Source organism: Nonomuraea sp. SYSU D8015 (assembly GCF_008065375.1).
Taxonomy (GTDB): domain Bacteria; phylum Actinomycetota; class Actinomycetes; order Streptosporangiales; family Streptosporangiaceae; genus Nonomuraea.
Map to the genome: position 1 here is coordinate 23,927 of NZ_VJYI01000017.1, position 20,334 is coordinate 44,260.

At 73.1% G+C, this 20,334-nt stretch carries 21 protein-coding genes; 11 read left to right on the forward strand and 10 right to left on the reverse strand.

From position 1 onward, the window contains the following. Positions 1–442 precede the first annotated feature (442 nt). Together ID574_RS44825 and ID574_RS44830 are read left to right on the forward strand one after the other, a co-directional pair. Positions 443–1,078 carry a TetR/AcrR family transcriptional regulator C-terminal domain-containing protein gene (locus ID574_RS44825; RefSeq protein ID WP_223167725.1) on the forward strand — a complete coding sequence of 212 codons (636 nt, stop codon included), beginning with the start codon at positions 443–445 and terminating at the stop codon, positions 1,076–1,078. A gap of 193 nt (positions 1,079–1,271) precedes the next feature. Then, positions 1,272–2,375 (forward strand): esterase-like activity of phytase family protein, encoded by a 1,104-nt coding sequence (locus ID574_RS44830; protein ID WP_223167726.1) that lies wholly within the window; start codon positions 1,272–1,274, stop codon positions 2,373–2,375. A 60-nt stretch (positions 2,376–2,435) separates the two neighbouring features. On the opposite strand, the gene ID574_RS44835 is transcribed toward ID574_RS44830, so the two are convergent. From ID574_RS44835 to ID574_RS44850, 4 genes are all read right to left on the reverse strand, one after another. After that, a complete protein-coding gene (locus ID574_RS44835) occupies positions 2,436–5,339 on the reverse strand; it encodes a pyridoxamine 5'-phosphate oxidase family protein (protein WP_188195164.1) in 2,904 nt (967 codons plus the stop codon). After that, entirely contained in the window at positions 5,336–6,088 is a 753-nt protein-coding gene (locus tag ID574_RS44840) for an HAD family hydrolase (RefSeq protein WP_188195165.1), read from the reverse strand. The genes ID574_RS44835 and ID574_RS44840 overlap by 4 nt, the downstream gene beginning before the upstream one ends. Positions 6,089–6,139: 51 nt before the next feature. After that, positions 6,140–6,982 carry a hypothetical protein gene (locus ID574_RS44845; protein WP_188195166.1) on the reverse strand — a complete coding sequence of 281 codons (843 nt, stop codon included), beginning with the start codon at positions 6,980–6,982 and terminating at the stop codon, positions 6,140–6,142. Positions 6,983–7,054: 72 nt separating this feature from the next. After that, positions 7,055–8,125, reverse strand: a complete 1,071-nt coding sequence (locus ID574_RS44850; RefSeq protein ID WP_188195167.1) for a hypothetical protein — start codon at positions 8,123–8,125, stop codon at positions 7,055–7,057. A gap of 144 nt (positions 8,126–8,269) precedes the next feature. On the opposite strand from ID574_RS44850, the gene ID574_RS44855 reads away from it, so the two are divergent. The 4 genes from ID574_RS44855 to ID574_RS44870 all read left to right on the forward strand — a co-directional run bounded on the left by ID574_RS44855 (position 8,270) and on the right by ID574_RS44870 (position 11,824). Beyond that, positions 8,270–9,145: a hypothetical protein gene (locus ID574_RS44855; protein ID WP_223167727.1), complete on the forward strand. Its 876-nt coding sequence runs from the start codon at positions 8,270–8,272 to the stop codon at positions 9,143–9,145. 146 nt (positions 9,146–9,291) lie between these two features. Next, entirely contained in the window at positions 9,292–10,182 is an 891-nt protein-coding gene (locus tag ID574_RS44860; protein WP_188195168.1) for a LysR family transcriptional regulator, read from the forward strand. Positions 10,183–10,223: 41 nt separating this feature from the next. After that, positions 10,224–10,868 (forward strand): TetR/AcrR family transcriptional regulator, encoded by a 645-nt coding sequence (locus ID574_RS44865; RefSeq protein ID WP_188195169.1) that lies wholly within the window; start codon positions 10,224–10,226, stop codon positions 10,866–10,868. A 62-nt stretch (positions 10,869–10,930) separates the two neighbouring features. Next, positions 10,931–11,824 (forward strand): ABC transporter permease, encoded by an 894-nt coding sequence (locus ID574_RS44870; protein WP_188195170.1) that lies wholly within the window; start codon positions 10,931–10,933, stop codon positions 11,822–11,824. A gap of 54 nt (positions 11,825–11,878) precedes the next feature. On the opposite strand, the gene ID574_RS44875 is transcribed toward ID574_RS44870, so the two are convergent. Together ID574_RS44875 and ID574_RS44880 are read right to left on the reverse strand one after the other, a co-directional pair. Beyond that, on the reverse strand, positions 11,879–12,853 hold the full coding sequence (locus tag ID574_RS44875; protein WP_188195171.1) for a TIGR04222 domain-containing membrane protein: 975 nt from the start codon (positions 12,851–12,853) through the stop codon (positions 11,879–11,881). Between the two features lie 108 nt (positions 12,854–12,961). Further along, positions 12,962–13,114: a hypothetical protein gene (locus ID574_RS44880; protein ID WP_188195172.1), complete on the reverse strand. Its 153-nt coding sequence runs from the start codon at positions 13,112–13,114 to the stop codon at positions 12,962–12,964. A 460-nt stretch (positions 13,115–13,574) separates the two neighbouring features. Between ID574_RS44880 and ID574_RS62025 the strand changes: the two genes are divergently transcribed. Together ID574_RS62025 and ID574_RS44885 are read left to right on the forward strand one after the other, a co-directional pair. Then, entirely contained in the window at positions 13,575–13,709 is a 135-nt protein-coding gene (locus ID574_RS62025; RefSeq protein WP_262496124.1) for a hypothetical protein, read from the forward strand. A gap of 35 nt (positions 13,710–13,744) precedes the next feature. Beyond that, positions 13,745–14,230, forward strand: a complete 486-nt coding sequence (locus ID574_RS44885; RefSeq protein WP_188195173.1) for a VOC family protein — start codon at positions 13,745–13,747, stop codon at positions 14,228–14,230. Positions 14,231–14,773: 543 nt separating this feature from the next. On the opposite strand, the gene ID574_RS44890 is transcribed toward ID574_RS44885, so the two are convergent. Then, a complete protein-coding gene (locus ID574_RS44890) occupies positions 14,774–15,685 on the reverse strand; it encodes an AraC family transcriptional regulator (protein WP_188195174.1) in 912 nt (303 codons plus the stop codon). Positions 15,686–16,027: 342 nt separating this feature from the next. Here ID574_RS44890 and ID574_RS44895 point away from each other — a divergent pair, with 342 nt between their 5' ends. The 3 genes from ID574_RS44895 to ID574_RS60760 are packed head-to-tail and all read left to right on the forward strand — an operon-like array spanning position 16,028 to position 17,966. Next, on the forward strand, positions 16,028–16,873 hold the full coding sequence (locus ID574_RS44895; protein ID WP_188195175.1) for an NmrA family NAD(P)-binding protein: 846 nt from the start codon (positions 16,028–16,030) through the stop codon (positions 16,871–16,873). A gap of 35 nt (positions 16,874–16,908) precedes the next feature. Next, positions 16,909–17,613: an aldo/keto reductase gene (locus ID574_RS44900; protein WP_223167728.1), complete on the forward strand. Its 705-nt coding sequence runs from the start codon at positions 16,909–16,911 to the stop codon at positions 17,611–17,613. Beyond that, positions 17,535–17,966, forward strand: coding sequence for an aldo/keto reductase (locus ID574_RS60760; protein ID WP_223167729.1), 432 nt, complete (start codon positions 17,535–17,537; stop codon positions 17,964–17,966). Before ID574_RS44900 ends, ID574_RS60760 begins: the two co-directional genes overlap by 79 nt. Here the strand turns inward: ID574_RS60760 and ID574_RS44905 are convergent. From ID574_RS44905 to ID574_RS44915, 3 genes are all read right to left on the reverse strand, one after another. Then, positions 17,938–19,104, reverse strand: a complete 1,167-nt coding sequence (locus ID574_RS44905; protein WP_188195176.1) for an RNA polymerase sigma factor — start codon at positions 19,102–19,104, stop codon at positions 17,938–17,940. The two genes, ID574_RS60760 and ID574_RS44905, sit on opposite strands and share 29 nt — an antisense overlap. Positions 19,105–19,154: 50 nt before the next feature. Beyond that, positions 19,155–19,496 (reverse strand): YciI family protein, encoded by a 342-nt coding sequence (locus ID574_RS44910; RefSeq protein WP_188195177.1) that lies wholly within the window; start codon positions 19,494–19,496, stop codon positions 19,155–19,157. Between the two features lie 196 nt (positions 19,497–19,692). Then, complete coding sequence (locus ID574_RS44915) at positions 19,693–20,256, reverse strand: Rv1733c family protein (RefSeq protein WP_188195178.1); 564 nt, start codon at positions 20,254–20,256, stop codon at positions 19,693–19,695. Positions 20,257–20,334 lie beyond the last annotated feature (78 nt).

Genomic DNA, 20,334 nt, shown 5'->3' on the forward strand with positions numbered 1-20,334 from the left:
TCGATCAGAAGGCGCGCCGAAGAGGCTGCCGGAGCAGCCCGCGCGCGGGTGGGTGGTGACGGGTCGCCGTTCGCCGTGCGTCAGGCGGGGACCCGGACAGGCGCTTGCCGAGCCGGATGGAGGCGATCAAGCGCTGCGGCATCGTAGGCACATCCCGGCCGGAACAGCAACGTGATCATGAAAGCCCGGGTGGCGCGCATCCCGGGTGCGGCATCGTCCCTTGGCGTACTTTTCCGTACGGACATGGAACCGGAGGGTGCGGCGGGGCGGTCCAAGATATGGGCGACGTTCACATCGGCCGGCAAACCCGCCCGCGGGTTTCCCGCGGTGCCGCCGGAGCCGGATGACGCCGCAGACGGCCCTTCCCGTCCGCAGGCGCGGGCTGGACGTCGCCCCCACCAAACCCCTGACTCCGCCCTTAGCGATGTTAAGGTGGCGGGCGATGGCACAGAAGGGACTGGCCCGCGAGACCGTCGTCCGCGCCGCGCTGGAGCTGCTCGACGAGGTGGGGCTGGACGGCCTGACCGTCCGCCGCCTGGCCGCCCGCCTGGGCGTGCAGAACCCCGCGCTCTACTGGCACTTCCGCAACAAGCAGGAGCTGCTCGACGAGATGACCCGCGAGCTGCTCGCCCCCGACATGGGCGGCCCGCACGAGGGCGAGAGCTGGCGGGAGTGGCTCGCCCGACGGGCGCATCGCTACCGGCGCCGGCTGCTGAGCCACCGCGACGGGGCGCGGCTGGTCGCCGGCGGCGACCCGGGACCCACGGTGGCCCGGGCCTTCGAGAAGGAGCTCGAGATCCTGACCGGCCTGGGCTTCACCCCCGGGCAGGGGCTGCACGCGATCTCCTCCCTCAGCCACTACACCCTCGGGTTCGTGCTGAACGAGCAGGCCCGCGGCGAACGGCGGACGGGCGGCGAAGCCCCGGACCTCGCCGCGTACGCCGCCGAGTTCCCCCTCACGGTCGCCGGCGTGCGCGAGGCCGGCGCGCCGGCCAGTGACGAGGCGTTCTCCCACGGCCTGCGGCTCATTCTCGACGGAATCGCCGGCACGATTGATCCCCCGGCCGCCGGCCTCTGACCGGCTTATTTCCTGGTTATGGGAATTCGCCCCCTTTTGTGTGCGGGGTGCGTTCACCAGGCTTTCCACCTGCATGGACTTCCCTCTGAATTCGCGATTTCATTTGCTCCGGCAGTTCACTCGGCGGCCTTCGACAGTGGGGGAGTAAATGGCTCTTTCGCGGAGAATAATGGCGGTTTCCATCGCATTCGCAATGGTGGTGGCGAATATCGCCCAACCGGCTTCGGCGGCCGGGCGCCGCGAACCGGTGCGGATCACACGCTTCCTGGGGGAGGAGCGGCTGCCGCACCTGATGCGGTTCGAGGGCACCGCCGTCGGCGGCCTGTCCGGGATCGACCGCGACCCGCGCACCGGCACCTGGTACTTCATCTCCGACGACCGGTGGCGCTACGACCCGGCCCGCTTCTACACCGGCCGCCTCGACTTCGACGCGGTGTCGGGGGAGCTCACCAGGGTGCGGCTGACCGGGGTGACCACGCTCACCAGGGCCGACGGCACGCCGTACCCGGGATACGGCCGGCCGTGGTCGGCGGACCCGGAGACGATCAGGTTCGACAGGTGGAGCGGCCGGCTGCTGTGGGGCGACGAGGGCGACCGGCCGGACGCCAGGAACCCCGGCATCCCGCTCTCCATGCCGGCCGTCCGCAGCATGGACCTCCAGGGCCGGCACCTGGGCCAGCTGCGGCTGCCGCGCAACCTGCGGCTGACGGCCGTCGAACGCGGGCCGCGGCGCAACTTCGGCTTCGAGGGGCTGGCCGTCACGCCCCGTACGATCACCGCCGTGACCGAGGGCCCGCGTTACGAGGACGGGCCGCCGCCGACCCTGGAGCAGGGCGCGCCCGTCCGGCTGACCGTGTGGAACCGCCTCGGCGGGCTGCACGCCCAGTTCGTCTACCCGCTCGACCCGCTGCCGGTCGCGCCCGTCCCGCCCTCCGCCGAGGCCGACAGCGGCGTGTCCGAGCTCCTGGCCATCGACCAGTTCCGCTACCTGGCCCTCGAACGGTCCTGGATCCCGGGCGTCGGCTACAAGGTGCGGCTGTACGAGATCGACCTGCGTGGCGCCACCGACGTCCTCGACCGGCGTTCGCTGTCCGGCGGCAGGCCGTACCGGCCGGTGGCCAAGCGCCTGGTACACGACCTGAGCGAGGTGCTCCCGCCGGCGCAGAACCTGGAGAGCATGGCCTGGGGCCCGCGCCTGCCGAGCGGCGAGTGCACGCTCGTGATCGGCTCGGACGACAACTTCCACCCGGACGAGGCCACGCAGTTCCTGGCGTTCGGCGCGACCGGCTGCCGCTGAGACGCCGAGCCCGTCGGCGTCGTCGCGCGTGAACGTGCGACCGTCGGACGGGCCGGCGTTCTACAAGCCGTGAATGCGGCGTCCGCTGATCTGGTGCGGGGCGATGCGGACGTAGAGCTCCCGCTCGCCGCCCGCCCACGGGGTCACGCCGCAGGCGGCCACCTCCTCGACCTCCTCCTCCGGAACATGGTGCGCCGGCCCCTGCACCAGCACGCTCCACCCCTCCCGGTTGATCTCGTCGAACGTGTCGATCTCGAAGGCGATCACGATGTCGACCCCCTCCAGCCCCGTACGCAGGTCCCGGTCCATGGGCCCGCCGAAGGCGGTGCGGAAGACGATGGCGCCCTTGTGCATCTTGTAGTTCACCGGCAGCACGGTCGGCCCGTGCGAGCCGCTGAACGCCACCCGCCCGATCCCGCCCGGCTCGATCAGCCGCCGGCACTCCTCCTCGTCGAGCACCTCCAGCGTCGGATGGGCCATGGCCGGGCCGCGCCCGGGCGGCCGCTCCCTGCCGCCGCCGAGCAGTTCGCCCACGGTCGTGTGCAGGGCGTCGGCCAGCCGGTAGAGGGCGCCGGTGTCCGGCGTGTCGGGGTTCTCCTCCAGATACTTGAGGTAGCCCGGGGACATGTCGGCGCGCTCGGCGACCTCCTCGCGGGTCATTCCGAGCCGCCTGCGGTGGTGAATGATGCGTCGTCCGAGATCGCCGGTGCCGGCCATGGTCGTCTCCCCCCGTCTGTAGAAACGGCGTGCGGTGCCGTTGATGCGTGCCTCGTGGTTGTCGGCGTCGATGAAGATCTGCCGCCCGCGGTAGCGGATCGGCATGGACAGCAGCCCCAGCTGCCCGGGCAGCAGTGGATCCAGCAGCAGCCCGTCCCGCCGCAGCTCCATGCCCAGGAAGCAGCGCTGCAGCAGGTCGAGCGTGCCGCCCATGGCGCCGAGATGGATGCCCTCCGCGGTGGTGCCGTTCTGGATGTCCTTGATGTCGCTGTAGAGGGCCTCGGTGAAGAACAGCCAGGACTGCGCCCGGTTGGAGCGGGCCAGCACCCACGCGTGCACGACCGCGCTGAGCGTGGAGCCGTGGCTGGTGCGCTCCAGGTAGTAGGAGACCGTACGGGGGATGAGGTCCGGGTCGGTCGCGTAGCCGAGCCGCTCCAGGATGCCGTGCAGCTCCTCGGCGGTCAGCAGGTAGAACAGCATCAGGGTGTCGGCCTGCTTGGACGCTTTGTACCGGTTGACGTCGTCGCCGTCGGCCTCCAGCGCCCGGTCCAGCCGCCGCACGCCGCGGTAGCGGCCCCAGTCGAGCTCCTCCAGGTGGCAGTATCCGCTGAACTGGCTGATGACCCCGTCGTGGAAGTCGACGCGCAGCCGGCGGCTGATGTCGTCCCAGCGGTCCAGCTCCGCCGAGGCGGGCGACTGGTCGGGGACCAGGGCGGCGGTCTCCTGGGCGCGCATCAGCAGCCAGGCGGTCATGACGTTGGTGTAGGCGTTGTTGTCCAGGCCCGGCCGGTCGGCGCCCGGGTAGCTGTCGTGGTATTCGTCGGGGCCCATGACGCCGCGGATCTCGTACCGGTCACCGTGGAGCACCGCCATCGAGGCGAAGAACCTGGCGATGTCGATCAGCAGCTCGGCGCACCACGGCGGCATCGAGCCGGTGGCCAGGTAGTGCTGCCACACGTTGTAGGCGATGGCCAGGCCGACGTGCCGCTGCAGGTGGGAGTGGTCGGGCAGCCAGCGGCCCGAGTTGGGGTTGAGGTGCAGGGTCTGGGTCTCCTCGCGGCCGTCGCTGCCGCTCTGCCAGGGGAACATCGCGCCGTCGTACCCGGCCTCCGCGGCCGCGTCCCTGGCCTCGGGGAGCCGCCGCCAGCGGTAACGCAGCAGGCCGAGCGAGATCTCGGGGAAGCGCAGATCGAGCCAAGGCTGGACGAACAGCTCGTCCCAGAACACGTGCCCGCGGTACGCCTCGCCGTGCAGGCCGCGGGCGGGCACCCCCGCGTCGAGGTCGGCGGTGTGCGGAGAGAGGGTCTGCAGCAGGTGGAAGATGTGCAGGTGGACGATCTGCGACAGTTCGGACCCGTCCACGTCGAGCCGGGCGCGCCGCCACAGCCGCTCCCAGGCGGCCGCGTGGCGGGCCAGCAGCTCGTCGAAGGGCGGGGCGCGGCGTACGTGACGCAGGGCCGTCGAGCGGGGGTCGTGGCTGGCGTGGTCGCGCGAGGTGGTCAGCGCCACGGTCTTCGTGAACGTGACCGGCCGCCCCTCGGCCAGCTCCAGTACGTGCTCGGAGACGATGCGGCCGGATTCCCGGTGCAGGGAGTGCGGCGCCGGCGGAGCGTCGATCCGGCCGGCCATCGCGATGACGATGTGGGAGCAGCAGGTGACGGCGGTCAGCCAGGCGATGTCGTCCTGCGTGCCGGTCTCGTGGTGGGTCAGGTGGTCGCCGCGCAGGTCCCGGTAGCGCGCCACCCCCTCGTTGGCCACCCGCCCGTCCAGCATGGAGCACACGCGCAGCGGCCCCGACCAGTTCTCGGCGGTGAACGCGGTCTCCATCGCCGCCAGGTACGGGTCGGCCATCGACACGATCCGGCGCTGGCGCACCGCCGTGATGCGGCCCGCGCCGTCGCGACAGCGCAGCTCCCGCACCAGGACCCCGTTCCAGAGGTCCAGCTCGTGGTGGTAGCGCAGCAGCTCGGCCCGCTCGGGCGCGAACCAGCCGGAGTCCGGAGTGGCGAACGTCAGCGGCAGCCAGTCGGGCAGGTTGACGAGGTCCTCGTTCGTCACGGTACGTCCGGCGACGACAGAGTCGAGGCGGTTGTAGCAGCCCGCCACGTACGTTCCCGGCGTGCGCCTCTCACCGTCCGGCGTGGCGCCCCGAGTGGCGAACCTGCCGTTGCCCAGCGTGCACAGCGCCTCGCGCAGCCCCTCTCCGGCCGGATCGAAGCCCTCGTAGGTGAACGTCCAGGCGCTCATCGCCGCCTCACGGGCACGCGCCCCGTCACGCCCGCGTCGGCCAGGTCACCGACGACGACGTCGGCCCCGGCCTGCCGCATGGCCGCCGCCTGCGCCCCGCCCCGGTCCACGGCGACGACCAGCCCGAACCCGCCCCTGCGCGCGGCCGTCACGCCCGGCAGCGCGTCCTCCACGATCGCCACCTCGGCGGCGGGCAGCTCCAGGCGGCGCGCGGCCTCCAGGAACAGCGCCGGATCCGGCTTGCCCGCCAGCCTCAGCTCGGCGGCCTCATTGCCGTCCACCAGCACGTCGAACAGGTGCAGCAGCCCCGCCGACGACACGATGGCCCGGCAGTGCCTGCTGGCGGACACGGCCGCCGTGCGGCAGCCGCGCCGCCGCAGCTCGTGCAGCAGCGTCACGGTGGACGGGAACGCCGCCACGCCGTGCTGCTCGATCGCCTTGACGAACAACGCGTCCTTGGCCCGCCCGAGCCCGTGGACGGTGGCCGCCCCCGGCTCGTCGTCCGGGCCGCCCTCGGGCAGCGAGATGCCGCGCGAGGCCAGGAACGTCCGCACCCCGTCCAGCCGCGGCCGCCCGTCCACGTGGGTCAGATAGTCGGCGCGGATGTCGAACGACGCCGCCCCGCGGCCCCGCAGGAAGCCGTCGAAGACGTGTTTCCACGCGGCCGCGTGCACGCGTGCCGTGTCGGTGACCACGCCATCGGTGTCGAAGACGACTGCGCGGATCCTGGTCAGGTCGAAGGTGGCCATGGTTGGACGCTACCCGCGCAAACGCCCCCAAGACCTGCGCGTCAGGCCTGGTCAGGAGGGCTCTCGGCGGACGGGGACCGTCGCGGCGAGACAGGCCGCCACGCCCAGGGCCGCGGCGGCGCCATAGGGCCAGGCGATCAGTTCGAGGGTGCCGGAGCAGCCGTGCGGCGCGGACGAGGCGAGCTGGGCGGCCGGTTCGTAAAGGGCCGGGACGAGGAGCGCCAGGGCGGCGGACAGCGCGGCCGGGCCCCGGACGAGCACGGCGCCGATCGCGGCCACGCCGACCCAAACGCCGACGGCTTCGGCCGTGAAGAGGTGCATCTGGACCAGCGCCCAGGTGTCCTTCAGCTCGGCGTGGCAGCCGAGGTCCTCGGTGGAGGAGACGGGCATGGTGGCGGCCAGGTCGAGGCCGAAGGCGGTGAACAGGACGGCGGTCCAGGCGAGGGCGGTCGCCCGCCTCACCGGGCGGCCCGGCACCCGTGCCAGGCGGTCGGGGAAGCCGATGCGATTGCGGAGGTCGTCGCGATCCAGGAGGCAGGCGACGATGGCGATCGCGTAGCAGAGCAGCAGCGGCCACTCTCCGCTCTGTGGCCCGCAGGGCGAGGTGTACGGGATGACGATCGTCAGCGCGCCCAGGAGCAGCACCGCGGCCGACATGGACGCGCCGAGGACCGGGAACCGGCGCGGCGCCCACAGGGCGAGCATCGCGAGCACCATGGGCAGGAGATCCGCGCCCCACCCGCCTGTCGTCCACACGACCGTCGCCGGCACGCTCGGCCCGGGGAACTCGTGGGCGGCAGGCGTGTAGGCGAAATACCCGCAGCTCTCGCCGGGGGTCAGCAACGACAAGACGGCCGGCGTCACGGCTGCCAGCACGGCCAGGAGACGGAACATCAGGCGGCCTCTCCCCGGGTCCATGTGATCTTGTGCGGGGCCGAGGCTACCGCATCGGCGCCCGGCGGGCGTCTACGGTTCGGCGTCGTGCAGGTAGACGCCCGGCGTGGAGTCGATCTGGCCGGTGGCGAGGAACCGGGAGGTGCCGGGGACCGACGCCAGGGTGACGAACTCCGCCGTGCCCGGGATCGGGCTGACCGGGGTCACGGTCCAGGCCCCGCCGGCGGAGCGGTGGGCCAGGGCCGAGTCGTAGCCGTTGACGTCCGTGGAGCCGAGGAACCAGTGGCCGCCCCGGCCGTCCGGGATGGGGGCGGACGTCTCCCGCCAGGGGCCGGTCACTTCAGTCACCGCCTCGGTGCGCCAGCCGTCCTCCGTACGGTGGAGCAGGATCGGCTTGGTGGTCTGGGTGGTGTCGTCTAAGACGTTCGCAGTGATCACGACGCCGGAGGCGCCGGCCGCCACGGAGGCGAGCGAGTAGCGGCGCGTGGGGGAGGGCGGCAGGGCCTCGCCGAGCGGGACGAGCCTCCAGGCCCTGCCGTCGTAGTGACCGACCAGGGGAGTGCCGCCCTCGGCGCGGTCCCAGCCGACCGCCCAGATGTCGGTCGCGGAACGGGCGGAGGCGCTGGAGACCACCATCGGGACGTGGGCGTCGGCCCAGCCGGAGGCGGTGCGGTGCCAGCTCTGCTCACCGAACAGCCAGACGTCGTCCTCGCCCAGCACGATCAGGTCCTGGGCCGAGGAGACCGGCGGCCTCGGCTGCGGCGTCCAGGCGCGGCCGTCCCAGCGCAGCACCTCCATTCCGGTTTCGTCGCCGCTGGTCACGGCCCAGACGTTCGTCGGGGAGGAGGCGCCGGCCGTCATGAAGGAGCCGCCCGGCCTGGTCGGCAGACCGGTGTCCGCCCACCGCTCGCCGTCCCAGTGGTAGGCCGTCGCGCCGAACCGCCAGTAGCCGATCTGCCGGCTGCCGAACGCCCACACGTCCCGTTCGCCGAGCGCCACGAGGTCGTCGCTGAAGGCGAGTGAGGACGCCTGGTGGACCAGCCGCCACGCCGAGTTGCCCGCCGAGCCGGACGGCATCGCCGTCAGCAGCCCGGCGGCGAGCATCCCCGCTCCGGCCAGCACCGCCACAATGACCCTCTTCATCGCTCGCCCCCGCGCTCGGCTGCCCCCATGCTGCCAGAGCATGAGCGGGTGACGTGCCTCCGCGGGCGTGTCCCTGTACGGGGGACGCCTGCGTGGGTACGTTCTCATAGGCACGACCCCCCGCTCCCGCCCCGGAGGCGCCGCATGACACCACGCACCGAGCGCGTACTGCCGCTGCTGCTCGCGCTCGGGCTGGCCGTCGCGGGCTGCGGCGACCGGCCGCCTGGGGAGACCGCGACGGCGACCGCCTCCTCCCCGACGATCACAGACCCGCCGACCACAGACCCGCCGACCACAGCCTCGCCGACCGCGGACTCGCCGACACCGGAGCCGCCCGCGCCCCCGTCGTCGCCCGCGTCCACCCCGGCCGCGTCACCACCGGAGCCGGGCGCCGAGGATCACCTGGTCGCCGGCCGCTACCAGCCGCTGTGGCCGTTCTCCACCCAGGAGGAGGCGGCGGCGTGGCAGCGCGCCCACCGCGAGGACGGCCGCGAGGCCTGGCGGCTCGACCCCGGCCGCACGGCGCTCGCCTTCACCCGCGACTTCCTCGGCTTCACCGAGATCGACCAGGCCGTCAAGACCGTGCGCGACGGCCGGCACGCGCGGGTGCACGTCGGGCTGCGCGCCGAGGAGGGGCCGCGCCCGCTGGTGGCGGCCGTCGTGCACCTGGTCAGGTACGGCTCGGGCGCGGACGCGCCGTGGGAGGTGGTCGGCACCGACGACACCTCCTTCTCGCTCACCGTCCCCGAGTACGGCGCCGCCGTCCGCTCCCCGCTGACCGTGGGCGGCCGCATCACCGGCGTGGACGAGAGCATCAGGATCCAGGTACGCCACCCGGACGCCGGCGCGGTCCTCGGCGAACGGTGCTGCCAGAGCGCCGGAGGCGAGAACGCCCCCTGGTCAGCCCGGGTCTCCTTCACCGGCGCGCCCGGCGGGACGCTGACCATCGTGGCCTCCACCGGCGGCCACGTCGCCACCGTCGAGCGCTTCGCGGTGACGGGCGTGACCGCCGTCCGCTAGCCGCGTCGTCCGCCCGTGCCGCCCCTTCGGCAGCCTCCCCGTATATCCCCGAGAAGACCTCCGCCGAAGTGCGGACATTCGGTCGAAGACAGCGGTGACGAAGGTGCGGAAAGAGGGCCGGTGGGCCGTTGCTAACCTGCCCGGCTATGGAACTGCGCCAGCTCGAATATCTCGTCGCGGTCGCCGAGGAGGGCGGCTTCACCCGGGCCGCCGCCCGCCTGCACGTCGCCCAGCCCGGCGTGAGCGCGCAGGTCCGCCAGCTCGAACGCGAGCTCGGCGAGCCGTTGTTCGACCGGACGGGGCGCACGGTCCGGCTGACCGAGGTGGGCGAGGCCGTGCTGCCGTACGCGCGGGCCGCGCTGGGCGCGGTCGCCGGGATGCGGCAGGCCGTGGAGGAGTTCACCGAGTTGCTGCGCGGCCACGTCGTCATGGCCGGTGTCACCGCGCCCTCGGTGCTCAGGCTGGCCGACATGCTCGCCTCGTTCCACGAGCTCCACCCGGCTGTGGAGATCTCGCTCGTGGAGACCCAGCCCGAGGCGCTGGTCGACGGCCTCCTGAGCGGCCGGCTCGACCTCGGCCTGCTCGGGCTCGGCGGCCCGCTCCCGCCGGGGCTGGAGGCGCAGGTGGTCGTCGACCAGGCGCTCGTGGCGGCTGTGCGCCGCGATCACGAGCTGGCCGCCAGAGACTCGATCACCGTGGCAGAGCTGGCCGGGCTGCCGCTGATCAGCCTGCCCATAGGCACCGGCTTGCGGACGGCGCTGGAGGACGTCTGCGCCCGGGCCGGCTTCGCGCCCCACGTGTCATTCGAGGCCAGCGAGCCGTACGTGCTGGGCGAGCTGGCCGCGCGCGGGCTCGGCACGGCGATCCTGCCGGAGTCGGCGGCCGCCGCGACCAGGTCCGAGCTGCACGTGCTGGCACTCACCGAGCCGAGCACCCGCGCCAGGATGGGCCTGGTCTGGCGGCCGGACGGGCCGAAGAGCCCCGCCGCCCGGGCGTTCCTCGGCCACGCCCGCCGCCATCTGCCCGACCTCGGCTGATAGTTTACGAACCACGATTCACTAACGAGGGGGAGGCGATCATGGGCAGGCCGCGCACGACCAGCGACGAGGCCATACTGCAGGCCGCCGCCCGCGCGGTCGGGCGGCACGGCCCGCAGGGCGTCACCCTGGCCGCGGTCGCCCAGGAGGCCGGGCTGTCCCCGGCCACGCTGGTGCAGCGGTTCGGCTCGAAGCGCGGGCTGCTGCTGGCGCTCGCCGGCCACTCCGCGGAGACCGTGCCCCTGCCGTTCCAGCGGGCCCGCGAGGTTCACGGCTCGCCGCTGGAGGCCCTGCACGCCGCGCTCGCCGAGCTGACGGAGGGCGTCTCCACACCGGAGGAGCTCGCCCACAGCCTCGGCTTCCTGCAGCTCGACCTGACCGACCCGGAGTTCCGCGGGCACGCCGCCGAGCACGCCCGCCGCACCCGCGACGAGATCGCCGGCCTGCTGTCCGCCGCCGTGGCGGCGGGGGAGCTGGCGGGCGAGGCGGACGTCGGACGGCTGGCCCGGGCGGTCCAGGTGACCTACAACGGCGTGCTCATCCTGTGGGCGCTGACCGGCGAGCGCCCTCTCGCCGAGGCCATGCGCGACGCCCTCGACGAGACGCTGCGGCCGCACCTGGCCGGCCGACCCTTCCACGACGCTCCCGTTGAAATCTGGACTGACACCCCCGGTGACAAGGGATGATCTGAATGCTGACGACCCACCGGTCACCGGGCGAGCGGTGACCGCAAAGCATCGAGGTGCCCATGAGCCAACTGGAAAACGCTTCCCCGGAGAGCGGGTCGCTGGCCGAGCTCGCCAAGAAGTACGGCCTCCGTCCTGCCATAGCACGCCCCCGGTTCCCCGTCTACCTGCGCCAGCTGTGGGAGCGGCGGCATTTCGTCCTGACGTACGCCACCTCGCGCAACGTCTCGAAATACTCCGGCTCGGCACTCGGCCAGCTGTGGCAGGTCATCACCCCGCTGCTCAACGCGGCCATCTACTACGTGATGTTCGGCCTCATCCTGGGCGGCAGCAAGAACATCGACAACTACCCGGCCTTCCTGCTGACCGGCATGTTCGTGTTCACGTACACGCAGCGGACCGTCACCGCGGGCGCCAAGTCGATCTCCGGCAACCTGTCGCTGATCCGGGCCCTGCACTTCCCGCGCGCCTCGCTGCCTTTGGCGTACACGATCCAGGAGCTCCAGCAGCTGGTGATCTCCATGGGGGTGCTCCTGGTCATCGTGGTGATCACCGGCGAGCTGCCCACCTGGTTCTGGCTCATGATCCCGGTGGTGCTGCTGCTGCAGACCCTCTTCAACATCGGGGCGGGGCTGATCCTGGCCAGGCTGGGCGCGTCCATGCGCGACCTCAACCAGCTGCTGCCGTTCATCATGCGGACCTGGCTGTACGCGTCGGGCGTCTTCTTCGCCATCCACGACAAGGTCGTCAACAGCGCGCAACTGCCCGAATGGGTGGCCACCGCCATGTACCTGAACCCGGCCGCCTCCTACATCGAGTGGATGCGCGACATCCTCATCGTCAAGCACACGCCGCCGCAGATGGTGTGGGTGTCGTGCCTGAGCTGGGCGGTGGCCGCGCTCGTCGTCGGCTCCTGGTACTTCTGGCGGGCGGAGGACCGGTACGGTCGCGGCTGACGGCCGCCGGCCGGAGGCCGTGACCCCCGGCCGGGCCCCCATCAGGAGCCGCCGTCAGGAGCCGCCGCCTCCGCATCCGCCGCCGCCCCCGCAACCCCCGCCCCCGCCGCCTCCGCCGAAGTCACCGCCGCCGAAGGAGAAGCCGCCGCCTCCGCCGAAGTCGCTTCCGCCGTACGATCCGGTGTCGTAGACGGGGACGTACGAGGGGCCGTACGACCCGCAGTGGCCCGGGGCGCAGCACGCGGCGGTCCCGCCGGACGCGAGGTGGATCCGGGTGTCGCGCTGCAGCGTGTCGGCCAGCTGCCGGTCCGGCAGCTTGGTCAGCCCGTGCAGCGCCACCACCTTGATGTCGTCGGAGCTCGACCACGACCCGTCCGCCGACCCGCGCAGGTCCGCCTGCTCCAGCGCGGCCCTGCCGGCGTTCGTCAGCGGGTTCGTCATGGCGCGGCGCAGCCAGGCGTAGCAGGCCAAGCCCACGACCGCGGCGGCGGCCGCCATCACGGCCGCGCCGATCGGCCCGCGCAGGGCCAGGCCTGCCACGGCCACGATCGCCGCCAGCACGCCGAAGACCATCAGCAGCCTCGTACGCCGCCGCGCCCGCACCCGGTCGGCCGGCGACATCAGCAGGCCGTTCCGCCACAGCGGCGTGGTCAGCCGCCGCATCGCGTTGTCCGCGACCGTGCTGTGCCGTACCTGGGCCGTCGTGAGCCCGCCCGAAGCCTGCCTGACGTACTTGAAGGCCGCCCGCTCGATCGGCGTGTCGTCGTCCGGCCGGAAGCCCTGCACCGGCGTGACGACCCCTTCGCTCGACACCCGGATCCCGCCCTGCGCGACCAGCGACACGAGCGCCGTGTTGACGACCCGGCGGGGCCCGCCGGCCAGGTACGCCGCCTCATAGAGGTCGAGGGGATGGCGCGAGGCCGGAGCGGGAGCGGTCCGGGCGAGGACCAATGCGAGCCGGGTCCTGATCGCGATGTACGCGACGAGCGCGAACAACACGATGGAGATCCCGTAGAAGACCTCGTGCATGAGCGTCCCCCTTACTGACGAATTTCCCGGATACCCCGTTTGGTCAAATGACGTTTCCGGCCGGAGCGGCGGTTCCCGGGAAAGTTGTCAAAATGAGCAAAAGGGGCCTCAGTTGCGGGCGCGCGCTTCTAAACGAGGGTGGAAATGGTCATTCTTACCGACCTTGATAAGCGTTTCGACGACCTTTCCCTTGAAGTTCACGATGCCGAACCCCTGGTCGGTGGGGGCGAGCAGATGGCGCTCGTCGTACCAGCCGAGCACCGGGCCCCGCGAAGAGCTGAAGGTGGTCTTGATGCGGGTGACGGCCTTTGCCGGTCGCCGTGTCTCACACGCAGGCCGCCTTCTCCAGTGAGGTGCAGGCGATGACGAAACGGCGGCCGGACGGGGTGAACGTGCCCCACGTCCGCGGCGGCCGGGCCGCGGACGTGCCAGGTCCACTGGAAGCCGCCGACGCCGTGCTCGAAGACGTTGACCAGCAGGTGCCGGCCGTCCGGCGACCAGGAGGGCGAGAGCGTGTCGAGGTAGGCGACGTTCCTCTTGGGGTCGAGCGCGACGGGCAGCTCGACCTCGCTTTTGCGGCCCGTCCGGCGGTCGGCGAACCGGACGCGCGGTGGCCGGCTAAGGTCCTTGAACAGGGTGGCCTGCCGGCGTTCGTCGGGAGACGGCCACGTCGCCCTCGGCCCAGACGAACGCCCTCTTCGCCGGGTCCCACGCCCGGGTCTTGCGGATGCCGATGGGGCCGTTGTACGAGGTGAACTGGACGGGCCGGTCGGCCAGGTTCGCCACCACCTTCGCCGAGCTGCTCGGCGGGCTGCCGCGCGCCGGCCGGGATGAACGGATGGGGCCGGCGGGTTGAGTGCAGGGGACGATCATTTTCCGCGAAGGAGATCCATGAGCACGCACACCGATCCGGCGGGCGGCCGCCCCGTCCGTCAGCTCCGCCTGGTGGTGGAGGCCGAGGACTACGAGGCCGCGCTGGCCTTCTACCGCGACGTCCTGGGGCTGCCCGAGCAGGCCGCGTTCTCCAGCGGAGACGGTGCCAGGGTGGCCATCCTGGACGCCGGGAGGGCCACCCTGGAGATCGCCAACCCGGCGCAGAAGAAAATGATCGACGAGGTGGAGGTGGGGCGGCAGGTGGCCCCGAAGATCCGGGTCGCATTCGAGGTGGACGACGCCCGGGGCACGACCGAGCGCCTGGTGTCCGCGGGCGCGACCGAGGTCGCCCCGCCCACGGTCACCCCGTGGCAGTCGCTGAACGCCCGCCTCGACGCCCCCGCCGGCCTCCACATCACCGTCTTCGAGGAACTGCGCACCTTGGCGGAACGCGAAACCCTGGACGGCTTCGCCACCGACGAGGACCGGCACCCGGACTCCTGACCCGCCTGCCCGGGATCGCCCCGCCCCCATGGCCCCGCCTCCACCCGCCCCACTCCGGCCGGACCCGGCCGATCCGCCGCCCACCCGCCCGGATACGCCCTATTCGCCCACCCCGCCTGGACACGCGCCCCACGGGCTCGGCGGTCGCGTCGGTCTGGGGCGGGTTGTGTGGCGTCGGTCTGGGCGGTCGCGTCGGTCTGGGGCGGGTTGTGTGGCGTCGGTCTGGGCGGGTGGGTCGCGCTGGGCCCGGTCGTACCGCGCAGTCGGCGCCCAGCGGTCCAGCCACGGGGCTTCCTCGCCTTGGCGCGGGTGTCGCTGCGGCGGGGCCCTGCTTCGGGTGCGGGCCCCGCCGCACGGGCCCCGCCACCCGCCCGGCTGCGGTGCCGTCTCCGGCCGCGTGTCCTGTCTTCGGCGGGGGTCCTGTCTTCGCCGCGCGTCCTGCGGCCGCCGGCACGCTTCCGGGGCGTGTGACGGCCGGCAGCCCGCCGAGAAGGGCCCCGGCTCCTCCTTCCACGGGATGTCGTGAAGTGGAAGGGCGGTGGGTCAGGAAGAAGTGGGGTGGGGGCGGCCTTGGGTCGGGGGGATGCCGTTGATGCGTTTGAAGGCGACGCTCAGCGAGAAGGCGTTGGCGTAGCCGACCTGACGGGCGACGGCCGCCACCGTGGCGTCGCTCTCGCGCAGCAGGTCGGCCGCCAGCGCGATCCGCCAGCCGGTCAGATACCGCATCGGCGGCTCACCCACGTGCGCCGTGAACCGGCGGGTGAACGCGGCCCGCGACGTTCCCGTCCGGGACGCGAGCCCCGCGACCGTCCACGGATGGGCCGGATCGTCGTGCATCAGCCTGAGGGCACGGTCGACGACGGGATCGCCCGTCGGCCGGTACCAGGCCGGGGCACGGGCGCCCGGCCGGTCGAACCAGCTCCGGAGCGTGGCGCCCAGCAGCAGGTCGAGCAGCCGGTCGAGCACCACCTGCTGTCCCGGGACGTCGCTGGTCACCTCGCCGGTCGCCAGGTCCAGCAGCGGCCGCTGCCGATCGTCCCCGCCGACCACCAGCACCTGGGGGAGCGCCCGCAGCAGCCGCGCGCTGACGCCGCCGCCGTACGCGCCGCCGAGGAGGAGGGCGGTCGCATCCGGACGGTCGCCACATGTGCGGGCGGCCAGCGGCCGGACGCCCTCGGCGCAGTAGCCGGAGGTCGTGACCACGTGTCGCGGCGGCGTGGACGGGTCGTCGGCGACGGTGAACTCCCCGCGGACGACCGCGACGTCCCCCGTGCCCAGCGACACCGGCGCATGGTCGTCACCGGGAACGAGCCACGCCCGGTGGCGCAGCATGGCGACCAGCGCCAGCGGCGCGTCCACGGCGAACCGCAGCGACCACGGCGGGTCCAGCACCGCCTGCCCGAACACGGCCCCCCGCGCCCGCACCCCGTCCATCAAGCGGGCCAGCACGTCCACGCCACCACCCTAGACGCCCGCAGATCACGCTCTGCCAGAGCCGCCGCCAAGACAGCTCGGACAGGCTTCGCCCTGACCGAGCCGCACCCGAGAAGGCCGCGGGTCTCGCCCTGCCCGACCTGCACCCGAGAGGGCTGCGGGTCGCGCCGTGCCCGGGCCGTAGGCAGAACGCCCTCTGGTCACATCCTGCCCGAACCGCACCTGAGTCGCCCGGAGATCACGTCCCGCCCCGAGACGCCCGGAAGGCGGCCACGGAAACGCGTACCGCCCCGAGACGCACGGACATGCGTGCGAGCCGCACAGGTATGGCCCGCGGCCCCGGCATGCCCGTTGACTTGCCCCATGACGATGCATTCGATTCTCGTGGTGGGCGGCACGGGCAAGACGGGCGGCCGGGTCGCCGCCGGATTGCGGGCGCGCGGGGCGGACGTCCGTGTGGCCGCCCGCTCTGCTGACGTGCGCTTCGACTGGAACGACCGTGCCACCTGGGACGCCGCCCTCGACGGCGTCGCGGCGGCGTACGTGGTGCCGCTCGACGGCGCGCTCCTCACCCGCCCCTTCGCCGAACGCGCCGCGCGTTTGGGCGTGGGCCGTCTCGTGTTGCTGTCGGGCCGCGGCGTGGACGTGCCGGGCTACGGGGACCCGTCCAGCGCCGTGGGCCGGACCCACGTCGACGGAGAGGACGCGGTACGGAGCGGCGACGTGCCCTGGACGATCCTGCGGCCGGGCTGGTTCGCGCAGAACTTCAGCGAGGGCTTCTTCCGGGAGGCGGTCCTGGCCGGCGAGCTCAGGCTGCCCGCCGGGGACGGCGCGGCCAGTTTCGTGGACGCCGAGGACATCGCCGACGTGGCCGTGGCCGCCCTGACGGAGGACGGCCACGCCGGACGCACGTACGAGCTGTCCGGCCCGCGCGCCCTCACCATGGCGGAGGCCGCCGCCGAGATCTCGGCCGTGACTGGCCGGAAGATCCGTTATGTCCCGCTGTCGCCCGACGAGTTCGTAGCCGAGCTGGTCGAGCAGGGATGGCCGGCCGGCGACGCCAAGGAGTACGCCGACGTGGTCGCCGCCATCCGGCTCGGCCTGGACGCCCACATCTCCGACGGCGTCCGGCACGCGCTCGGCAGGGACGCCCGCGACTTCACCGGCTTCGTCAGGGAAGCGGCCCGCTCCGGCGCCTGGCGGGCTTGATCTAGAGCCGACTCGAGCTTCTAGGCTTGCCCGCCATGACCATGCGCTATCGCACCCTGGGCGGCACCGGCATCGAGGTGAGCGTCCACTGCCTGGGCGCCATGATGTTCGGCGCGGTCGGCAACCCCGATCACGACGACTGCGCCCGCATCATCCACCACGCCCTCGACGAGGGGATCAACTTCATCGACACGGCCGACATGTACTCGGCCGGCGAGTCGGAGGAGATCGTCGGCAAGGCGCTGCGCGGGCGGCGCGACGACGTCGTCCTGGCCACCAAGGTGCACTTCCAGATGGGGCAGGGCCGCAACAGGAACGGGAACTCGCGGCGGTGGATCGTCAAGGAGGTCGAGGACAGTCTCCGGCGCCTCCAGACCGACTGGATCGACCTCTACCAGGTCCACCGCCCCGACCACACGACCGACGTCGAGGAGACCCTCGGCGCGCTGGGCGACCTGGTCGCCCAGGGCAAGATCCGCGCGTTCGGCTGCTCGACGTTCCCGGCCGAGGAGATCGTGGAGGCGCACCACGTGGCCGGACGGCGCAGGCTGCAGCGGTTCAGGACCGAGCAGCCGCCGTATTCGCTGCTCGACCGCCATCGCTTCGACCCGTCGATCCCCGAGAACGTCACCAAGCCGGAGGCGTCGAACGGCTCGCGGAGGTGGCCGAGGAGCTCGGGTGCACGTTGCCGGAGCTGGCCGTGGCGTTCCCCGCGACGCACCCCGCCGTCACGTCGGTGATCATCGGCCCGCGGACGATGGAGCAGGTGGACGCCACCCTCAAGGGCGCCTCGGTGACACTGGACGACGCGACGCTGGACCGCATCGACGAGATCGTGCCGCCGGGCACGAACCTGTACCAGCCGGACGGTGCCTGGCGGCCACCGGCGCTCGCCGACGTGGACGGGCCGCCGCCGCCCCCTCGCCGACCGCTCCGCCGGGTGACCGATCGCGCGCCGACCTCGCGGGCGGGCGGCCGATCTCGCGCCGACCTCTCGGGTGGGCGGCCGATCTCGCGCCGACCTCTCGGGCGGCCGGCCGATCCCGCGCCCCCTGCCCTGCCGGTCAACCGATCTCGCGGAGGCGTTCGGTGAGGAACTCCTGCTCGGCCGCGTTGTCGCTGAGCGCCAGCGCCGCCCGGTACGCCTCCACCGCCTCCGTGTCGCGGCCCAGGCGGTGCAGCAGGTCGGCCTTGGTGGCGGGCAGGTAGCGGTAGCCGGCCAGGCGGCCGTCGCGTTCGAGCGCCTCGACCTCGGCCAGCGCCGCCCCCGGCCCCTCCACCATGGACAGCGCGACTGCCCGGTTGAGCGCGACGACCGGCGACGGCCAGATCCGCAGCAGCTCGCCGTACAGGATGAGGATCTGCGGCCAGTCCGTGCTCGCGTAGCCGGGCGCCTGGGCGTGCACGGCGGCGATGGCCCCCTGCAGCGTGAAGCGCCCCGGCGGCCCCGACCGCAGTGTCGCCACCAGCAGCCGGTCCGCCTCGGCGATCAGCTCCCGGTCCCACGCCGAGCGGTCCTGCTCCTCCAGCCGCAGCAGGCGGCCGTCGGCGTCGGTACGGGTCGCCCGCCGCGCATGATGCACCAGCAGCAGCGCCAGCAGCCCGGCGGCCTCCCGCTCGGCGGGCAACAGCAGGTGCAGCAGGCGCGCGAGGTCCAGCGCCCGGTCCGTGAGCTCGTCGCGTACCAGCTCCCGGCCCGAGTGCGCGGTGTGACCGGTGGAGTAGAGCAGGTGGATCGCGGTGAGCACCGCGTCCACCCGCGCGGGCAGATCCCCCGCCGGCACCCGGTACGGGATCCGCGCGGCGATCTTCTTCTTGGCCCGGGTCAGCCGGGCGGCCATGGTCGGCTCGCTCACCAGGAACGCCTGCGCGAGGTCCGCCGTCGCCACCCCGCACACCAGCCGCAGCGTGAGCGCGACGCGCGCGTCGGGGGAGAGCGCCGGATGGCAGCAGGTGAAGATGAGCCGCAGGCGATCGTCGGGGATGGCCCGCGGCTCAGGCATGCCCGCGTCCTCCTCCGGCTCCACCAGCAGAGGCAGCTTGCGCCGCAGCGTCGCACGGCGTTGCAGCATGGTGAGCGCGTTGCGCCGGGCCGCCGTGGTCAGCCACGCGCCCGGACGCGCCGGCACCCCGTCGCGGGGCCACGTGCGCAGCGCCTGCACGTAGGCGTCCTGCACCGCCTCCTCGGCCGCGTCCAGGTCGCGCGTCACGCGCACCGTCGCAGCGAGCACGAAGGCCCACTCGCGGCGGTGCGCCTCGGCGACGGCCTCCTCGACCGCGGTCAGCTCTCCTCCAGCACCTCGTAGCCGACGAGCGGCCGGACCTCCACGCCGCCCTGCACGGTCGGGGTGAGCTTGGCGATGGCGAGCGCGTGGTCCAGGTCGCGGGCCTCGATCACGAAGACCCCGGCCAGCACCTCCTTCGTCTCGATGAACGGCCCGTCCGTCACCAGGCCGCCGCGGATCGCGGTGGCCGTGTCCGGCTGGTCCAGCGCCATGCCCGAGACGATCCGCCCGCCCAGCTCCTTCGCCTCGCCCGGCATCGCCAGGTGCCCCCGCTGGACCTCCTCGGGCAGGTCGGCCGGGGGGACGCGCTCGTACAGCAGCACCGCGTACTGGGGCATCACGCCACCTCCGCGCACACGCCGGGGATCTCGAATCCTCTGGTGGACATCGTCATCGGCCTCCGCTCTCGGGTCGTCGCCGGCCGCACTCCAGCGGCCCCGGTGCAACACCGACAAGCGGGTGAGGCCGGAATCGACAGGTTCCCAGAAAAACCTTCCCGGATCCATGACCAGGGGCATGGGCAGGGGCGGCGGTCTACGGGCGGCGCTCGCGGGTCTGGGAGATCCAGGCCGCGTCCCAGGCGCGGTACCGGGCGCGATCGAGCAGCCGGCGGAACCCGGCGAACGCCGCCGCCACGAGCGCCGCCGACACCGCCCAGACCAGCGTCCCCGTCGCCACCGCCGTCACCTGGAGCGCTAGGCGGCCCGGCGGGGCCAGGGCCGGCCGCCCGGCGGCGTCGACCCAGAGCGGCACGCGGGCGCCCGCCTTGGCCCGAGCCGGGGCGCGTACCTGCCCGGTGCGCTGCTCGCCGGAGGGCGTCGCCCAGCGCGCCGCCGTGGTCTGCCCGGCGGCGACCGCGCCGAACGACAGGTGCGTGACGGGCGCGTCCGCCAGTAACGTCGCCATCACCCGGACCCGTCCGCGGTCGTCCGCGGCCGAGTCGTGCGTCTGCCGCCCGGCCGCCACCGCCGGCCACACGCAGGCCGTCACCAGCAGCACCGCCACCAGCAGCCCGGCGGCCTCCAGGCGATCGGCGCGCCGGCGCAGCGGATTGCCGTCCGGCCAGTATCTCCGCAACCACCACCGCACACGCCGCATCGAGCACCCCCTGCCGCCGATGTGATCAAGTCGAGCGGAGTCACGCGTTCCTCCGCACTGGGACTTTAGGCCCTCGGC